Raw genomic sequence first — 6929 nt, forward strand, 5'->3', positions numbered from 1 at the left:
GACGGGGCGGCGGTCGTCGGGACGACGCCCCCGCCGCACCCACACCCGGTCCGACGTGGGACCGGCCGTGTGGCCAGGCATGGGACCGGCCCGGGACCCGGTGCCGAGACCGGACCGCAACCCCGCGACACCCGAACGGGTGGCGCGGGAGACCCGACGGGTGACGCACCATCCAGTGACGCACCGTGTGCGACGATCAGCAGGTCGTGCGGACCTGGATGAAGCGGGGGCGGGACGCGCTGAGCGCCACCGGCCGCCTCGGCGCGGACTTCGGCGTTCTCGCGGCCGTCCTGGTCGCCCTGGCCCTCGCCCAGGTGCTGCTGGGCCGCGGCAGCCGCCCCTCCCTCCTGCTCTTCGGCCTCACCGAGGCCGCGACGGCGTTCACGGCGGCGGGCCTGCTGGCCTGGGCGGCGTGGCGGCGGGTGCCGCCGGGCTGGGCCCGGCGCAGCTGGATGCTCCTCGCGACGGCCTGCTGGCTGTGGGGGACGGGGCAGCTCGTCTACGCCGCGCAGGACGTCCTGGGTCTCATCCAGGACGCGACCACCTGGGCCGACGGGCCGTTCCTCGGGTCCTCCGTCGCCCTCGTCGCCTCGGGGATGAGCCACCTCTGGGGTCGCGCCCGCACGCACCTGGGCCTGGGGGCGGTGCTCGACGGGCTGCTGCTCGGGACGGCGCTCCTCACGGTCGTGTGGGTCGGTTGGTTGGGCGCGGCGGTCCACCTCTCGCCCTACCCGCCCGGCGACCTGGTCCTGCCGCTGACGTACCCGCTGCTGGACCTCGTCTTCGTCACCACGACGATCATCCAGATGGCGCGGCTCGGGCTGACCCGCGTCGGGGTGTTCTGCCTGGTGGCGGCGAGCACGCTGACCCTCGCCGACGCCGTCTACGTGTACGGCGTCCTGGCCGCGGCCGGGTTCGCGACGGGAGGCTTCTCCGACTTCGCGTGGATCGCGGCGTTCGGCACGTTCGCGGTCGGTGCCCGGAACCACCCGCACCGTCCCGCGCCGCCGCGCCCGCCGTCGGTCGGGTCCGTCGGCTGGATCGTCCCCTACCTCGCGATGGGGCCCGCGACCGTCCTCGGTGCGATCCGGGTGTGGGCGACGAACGACCGCTTCCTGCTGGTCACGCTGCTCGCCATGGGCGTGCTGGTCATGGGGCGCCAGCTCCTCGCGCTCGACGACCACCGGCGCCTCCTCATCACCGCGGAGCGGCAGCGCCGCCAGCTCGACCTCCTCGCCCACGTCGACCCCCTCACCGGCCTGGAGAACCGCCGCCGGTTCTCCGACCGCACGGCCGAGGCGGTGCAGGAGGCGCTGCGGACCGGAGACGCCTTCGTCGTCGCGTTCGTGGACCTCGACCGCTTCAAGGCCGTCAACGACACCCTCGGGCACGCGGCCGGCGACGACCTGCTGCGCGGTGTCGCAGCCCGGTTGCGGGCCTGCGTGCGCGAGGACGACTGCGCCGCCCGCTGGGGTGGGGACGAGTTCGCCGTCCTCGTCACCGACCCGGACGCCCGCGCGGACGCCGTCGTGCAGCGGCTGAGCGCCGCGCTCGAGGAACCCTTCGCCATCGAGGGGACCGTCGTGCAGGCGGGCGCCAGCATCGGGGCCGTGCGGGAGCGACCACAGGCCCTCGCCGCGGGTCGCGCCGCCGACGAGGACCTCGTCCCCGCGGTCGTCGAGGCCCTGCTGGCCGCGGCCGACGCCCGCATGTACGTCGTCAAACGCGCCCACCGCGGGGCCGTGGCGCTCGAGCAGTAGGTTCGGCCGGTGGCCCCGACGCGACTCCTCGTGCCCGTCGACGCGGCCGGTGCGGACACCCCCGTCCAGGTGGCCGCGGACGTCACGGGCACCGGTCCCACGCTGCTGCTCCTGCAGGGTCAGAGCCTCGGGCCGGACACCGCCGCGTCCCTCGCGGCGGACCTGGCCGACGGGTTCCGCGTCGTCGTCGTCCACACCCGGGGGACGGGGGCCGGCACGGGAGGTCCGGGGCCGGGCGGCTGGAGCACGGCCACGTTCGCGGCCGACGCCGTCGCCGTCCTCGACGCCCTCGGGGTCGTGCGCGCCCACGTCCACGGGTTCTCGATGGGGGGTCGCGTCGCGCAGGTCCTCGCCGCGCAGCACCCCGACCGCGTGGACCGTCTGGTCCTGGGCGCCACCGGACCCGGTGGGGCGCAGGAGGTGCCGTGCGACGACGACGTGTCCCGCGCGCTGCGGCACTCGGGTTCGTCCACCGGCCGGCAGGCGCTGGCGGACCTGTTCTTCACCCCGGCCTGGTCGGCGGCGAACCCGGACGCCGCGGCGCGGTTCGCCCCGACGGGAACCCCGCGGGTGCGGCGCGCGCACTTCGGCGCCAGCACGGGTCACGACGGTGGGGACCTGCTGCCGCTCGTCCGGGCCCGGACCCTCGTCGTCCACGGCCGCGACGACCGGCTGACGCCCGTCGCGAACGCGGAACTCCTCGCGGCCCGCGTCCCGGGCGCGACGCTGAGGGTCCTCGACGGAGCCCGGCACGGCTACGTCGAGGAGTTCAGGGTCCGCTCCGCCGAGCTGGTCCGGGAGTTCCTCGCCTGACGGCCGTCAGGCGACCGTCCGCAGCGCCAGCGGCAGGCAGCGGACCGTCACGGACGAACCGCCGTCGACGTGGAACACCTCGCCGTCCAACTGCAACGGCATGGGGGAGTGGGTGAGGAACTCGAAGGGTTCCGAGCGGGACTTCACCGGGTGCGTGCCGCGCAGGACGCGCGTGAACTCAGCGAGCAGCCGCAGCTTGCTCCGGTGCGGGATGAGCAGCGTCTCGTAGCGGCCGTCGTCGGGGGCGGAGTCCTCCGACAGTTGTGCGTACTTGCCCATCCGGTCGATGTTGGCGAACACCAGGCTGTCGAGGCTGATCTGCTGCCCGTCGTGCGTGATCGTCATGGGGCGGTAGCGCCAGAACGCGCGGACGACGAGGAACGACTCCTTCACCGCGTCGAGGTCGTGCTCGTTGAGCGCGGCCGCCGCGACGGGGGTGATCCCCACGCCCGCGTAGGAGTGCGCCACCCGGGACCGTCCCTCACCGCTGACCTGCAGGAGGTCGATGCGGGTCGGGCGACCACCCTCGACGACGTCCCGGATCGCCTGCGCCAGAGGGCGTTGCTGCGTCGCCGTGGCGTGGTCGTTCGCGTTCCCCGACGGCAGGACGGCGGCCAGCCCGCGTCCCGCGGTGACGACGCCGTTGACCACCTCGTGGTACCCGCCGTCGCCGCTGGCGGACACGACGAGCGTCGCGTCGTCCTCGCGGACGGCGTCGCGCGCGATCTCCTCGGCGTGACCCGCGTGCTGCGTCTCGACGAGTTCGACGGGGACGGTGCCGTCGAGTTCGGCGCGCAGGCCCTCGGCGTTCGCGGGGCCGTCACCGGTGCTGTTGGGGTTCAGGACGACGACGACACGACGGATGGCGGAGCTCACAGGCTCACCGTAGGGGTGATCGCGTACCCGTGCTCCTTGTCGACCGGGTGCAGCAGCTCCGCCCGGGTGACGAACCGGCGCACCTGCTCGTGCAGCAACGCCTCGAGGCGCTGCCCGAAACCCTCCGCGTCCCCGGCGAGGTGCGGGGAGACGACCGCGCACGGGACGTCCCACCAGGGGCTGTCGGCCGGTAGCGGTTCGGTCGTCCACACGTCGAGCACGACCCCGCCGAGCCGTCCCGCGCGGGCCGCCCGCAGCAGCGCGTCCTCGTCCACGACCGGGCCGCGCCCCACGTTCACGACGACCGCACCCGGCCGCAGCGCGTCGACGACCCGGGCGTCGACGAGCCCGCGGGTCGCCTCCGACAACGGAGCGGTGACGAGGAGGTGGTCGTACCCGCCGGCCACGCGTGCGAGGTCGTCCGGACCGAAGAACGCCCCGAACGGTGCCGCCGCGGGCCGGGGGGTCCGGACGACGCCGTCGACGGCGACACCGAGGGCGGCGAACACGCGGGCCACCTGCGTCCCGATCGACCCGGCCCCGACGACGAGGGCGCGGGTACCCGCGAGGCTGCGGGTCGTGCGGTGCTCCCAGCGGTGCTCGCCCTGGCGCCGGACCGTGCCGGGCAGGTCCTTCAGGACGGCGAGGACGGCCGCCAGGACGTACTCGGCGATGTCGGTGTCCAGGACGCCGCGGCTGCACGTCAGGACGCAGGGGTGCTCGCGCAGGGCGGGGAACAGCAGCCGGTCCGGGCCCGCGCTGGAGGTGTGGACCCAGCGCAGCCGGGGCGGGGGCTGCGCCGTCCAGGCCGCCGCCAGCGCCGGGTGCATGCCGTCCCAGACGACGAGGCCGTCGGCGCGGGCCAGGGCGGCCGGCAGGACGGCGTCGTCCGGGGCGACGACCTCGACGTCGGCGAGGTCGTGCAGGGGGTCGACGCGGGGACGGCTGCCGACGGGGACGACGAGGATCCGGGGCACCCCGGGATTCTGGTGCGTCAGACCCGGAAGCGACCCACCGCCGCGCGCAGCTCGTCCGTCAGGCCGGCGACCTCCGTCGCGGCGGCACCGCTGCGGCGGCCGCGTTCGGCCGTCTCGCCGACGCTGGCGGCCAGCGTCGTCAGGTCCTGCACGGACCCGCGGGTCGAGGCGGCCACCAGCGCGACCTGGCGGCTGGTGTCCGCGCTGACCTGCGTCTGCTCCTCGGTCGCGGCGGCGATGGAGCCCTGGAACTCCGAGACGCGGTCGACGACGGCGGAGATCTCCTCGATGCGCGTCCGGGCCGCGCTGCTGTCGGCCTGCAGGGCCGCCACGGTCCGGGTGATCTCCTCGGTCGCGGCCGCCGTCTCCTGCGCCAGCGTCTTGACCTCCTCGGCGACGACGGCGAAACCCCGGCCGGCGTCGCCCGCTCGGGCGGCCTCGATGGTGGCGTTGAGCGCCAGCAGGTTCGTCTGCGCGGCGATCGAGGCGATGGTCTGCACGACCGCGCCGATCTCGTCGCTGGACGCGGCGACGCGGTGGACGGCCTCGGTCGTGGCCTGGACGGCCGTCACGGCCTGCCCGGCGACGTCGCGGGAGGCGTTCGCGTTCTGGGAGACCTCGGAGATCGCGCCCAGCATCTGCTCTCCCGCGGCCGCCATGCCCTCCGCGGCCGCGGAGACCTCGTGGGCCTCGTCGACGGCCGAGGTCGCCAGGCGCCGGGAGTCGGCGCTGGACCGCTCGATCTCCGTGGAGACGGTGCTGAGGTGGCCCGTGGCGGTCTCGAGCCGGTCGGCGGTGCCGCCGATTCCGCGCACGAGGTCGGACAGGACGTCGAGGGCCTCGTCGAGGGCGGCGCCCGTGCGGCCGACCTCGTCGCGCGCCGCGGGACGGCTGCGCCGCGTGAGGTCGCCGTCGCGCATGGCGGCCACGACGGCGCCGACGCGGTCGAGGGGGTGCACGACGCTGCGGGTGACCTGCCAGGCCACGAGGAGGGCCGCGAGGACGGTGGCGCCGGCGACACCCGCGAGGACGCGGTAGCTGCGGGCCCGGGTGGCCTCGACCTCGTGGGTCTGGGCCGTGACGTGGGTGGCGACGGTGTCGGCGACCTGCGGCAGGAGGCGCTCGACCTCCCCGAACCGTTCGAGGAAGGCGGGGTAGGCGTCGCGGGCGGCGGCGGGGTCGGTACCTGCGAGGGCCACGAGGTCGCGACCCGCTGCGGCGTAAGCGGTCACGGCCGGTTCGGCGCCGGTGACCGCTATGTCGACGTCGGCGCCGATGCCCTCGCGGCGGACGGTGGCGAGCTGCTGCTGGAGGTCCTGCCCGGCCTCGGCCGCACCGTCGCGGGCCTGTTCCCAGCGCTCCCCGGAACTGAAGAGGAGGGCCTGCAGGACCGACCCGCGCAGGGCGTCGTGGGCCATGTCGGCCTCGAGCGTGGCGCGGGTGGCCGTCGTGGCGCGCTGGAGTTCGCCGGTCGCGGCCTCGGTGTCGCGCAGGACGCTGACGGTCAGCACGCTGAGGGAGCCCACGGCCAGGACGGCGACGGCCGTGAGCGCGTTGAGCTTGCGGCGAAGGCCGGCGTCGCGCCAGACGTGGCGCAGGCGGGCGCCTCCCGCGGGGGTCATGGCGTGGTTGTCGACACGTCCCGCGGGAGGCTTGACCTCAGGAGGCGCGGAACTCCGCGGGTCGTTCGGTCGGGGCGTCGGCCAGGGCCTGCGTGATCCCGTCGACGCCGGCTTCGGCACCGTAGACGGGGGTGCCCGGCTGCTGGCGCCAGGACTCGGCCAGCGGACCCGCGTCCACGACGTCGAAACCGAGTTCGCGGACCAGCCCGCCCACCACGTCCTTGGCGTCGGCGTCGTCGCCCGCGATCGGCAGCGCGCGCCGTTCGAGGTCGCCCTCCTGCCGGCCGGCGGTGAGCAGGTGTTCGGCGGTGATGCCGTTGAACGCCTTCACCCAGCGCAGGCGCGCGTTCGGGTCGAGGTGCTGCGCGGTCCACACCGTCTCCGGGGTTCCGTCCTCGATGGCGTCGATGCGGCCGTCGCGCTGCTGCGGGTAGTAGTTCCCCGTGTCGACGACGACCGTCCCGTCGGGGACGGGGTCGAGGAGGCCGGTGGGCAGGTCGGGGACCTTGCCCTGCGGGATCGTCACGACGAGGAGGTCCACGCCGTGGACGGCGTCCTGCGCGGTGACCGCGGTCGCGCCCGTCTCCTCGGTGAGGTCGGTCAACGTCTGGGGTCCGCGGGAGTTCGCGACCTTCACGGTGTGGCCGAGGCGCGTGAACGCGCGGGTGAGGTTTCCGCCGATGTTGCCGGCGCCGATGATGCCGATGTCCATGGTCGCGACGCTACGACCGGTGGTGCTGGAGCGCCCTCCGGGGGGTGGGGTCGTTGACGCCGCGGGCTCACAGGTTGAGCCGGATGCGTCAACGACGCGGTAGCGACGACGGTGGTCAGCGCCCTCTCGGCGCGGCGGCGGCGCTCGAGAAGCCAGTCGGGGAAGTAGG

5 protein-coding genes and 2 pseudogenes are annotated in these 6929 nt (G+C 75.2%); 2 read left to right on the forward strand and 5 right to left on the reverse strand.

All coding sequences use genetic code 11. The annotated features are described in order from the left end of the window. Window positions 1-185 precede the first annotated feature (185 nt). Together AB0637_RS22940 and AB0637_RS22945 are read left to right on the forward strand one after the other, a co-directional pair. Entirely contained in the window at window positions 186-1760 is a 1575-nt protein-coding gene (locus AB0637_RS22940) for a GGDEF domain-containing protein (RefSeq protein ID WP_366175010.1), read from the forward strand. Between the two features lie 9 nt (window positions 1761-1769). Then, window positions 1770-2573 (forward strand): alpha/beta hydrolase, encoded by an 804-nt coding sequence (locus tag AB0637_RS22945; RefSeq protein ID WP_366175011.1) that lies wholly within the window; start codon window positions 1770-1772, stop codon window positions 2571-2573. 6 nt (window positions 2574-2579) lie between these two features. Here AB0637_RS22945 and AB0637_RS22950 read toward each other — a convergent pair whose 3' ends face one another. From AB0637_RS22950 to AB0637_RS22970, 5 genes and pseudogenes are all read right to left on the reverse strand, one after another. Next, on the reverse strand, window positions 2580-3449 hold the full coding sequence (locus AB0637_RS22950) for a diacylglycerol kinase family protein (protein ID WP_366175012.1): 870 nt from the start codon (window positions 3447-3449) through the stop codon (window positions 2580-2582). Then, entirely contained in the window at window positions 3446-4426 is a 981-nt protein-coding gene (locus tag AB0637_RS22955) for a D-2-hydroxyacid dehydrogenase (protein ID WP_366175013.1), read from the reverse strand. Before AB0637_RS22955 ends, AB0637_RS22950 begins: the two co-directional genes overlap by 4 nt. 17 nt (window positions 4427-4443) lie before the next feature. After that, window positions 4444-6048, reverse strand: a complete 1605-nt coding sequence (locus AB0637_RS22960) for a methyl-accepting chemotaxis protein (protein WP_366175014.1) — start codon at window positions 6046-6048, stop codon at window positions 4444-4446. Window positions 6049-6085: 37 nt separating this feature from the next. Continuing rightward, window positions 6086-6778: pseudogene (locus AB0637_RS22965) on the reverse strand (NAD(P)-binding domain-containing protein); the annotation flags it as partial. Window positions 6779-6858: 80 nt separating this feature from the next. Continuing rightward, window positions 6859-6929 (reverse strand): annotated as a pseudogene (locus AB0637_RS22970) (hypothetical protein); the annotation flags it as partial.

The sequence above is a fragment of the Kineococcus sp. NPDC059986 genome (assembly GCF_040702905.1).
Lineage (GTDB): Bacteria > Actinomycetota > Actinomycetes > Actinomycetales > Kineococcaceae > Kineococcus.

Excerpts from the sequence above, each read along its gene's own strand:
- AB0637_RS22960 (WP_366175014.1), bottom strand. The coding sequence starts at position 6,048 with ATGACCCCCGCGGGAGGCGCCCGCCTGCGCCACGTCTGGCGCGACGCC.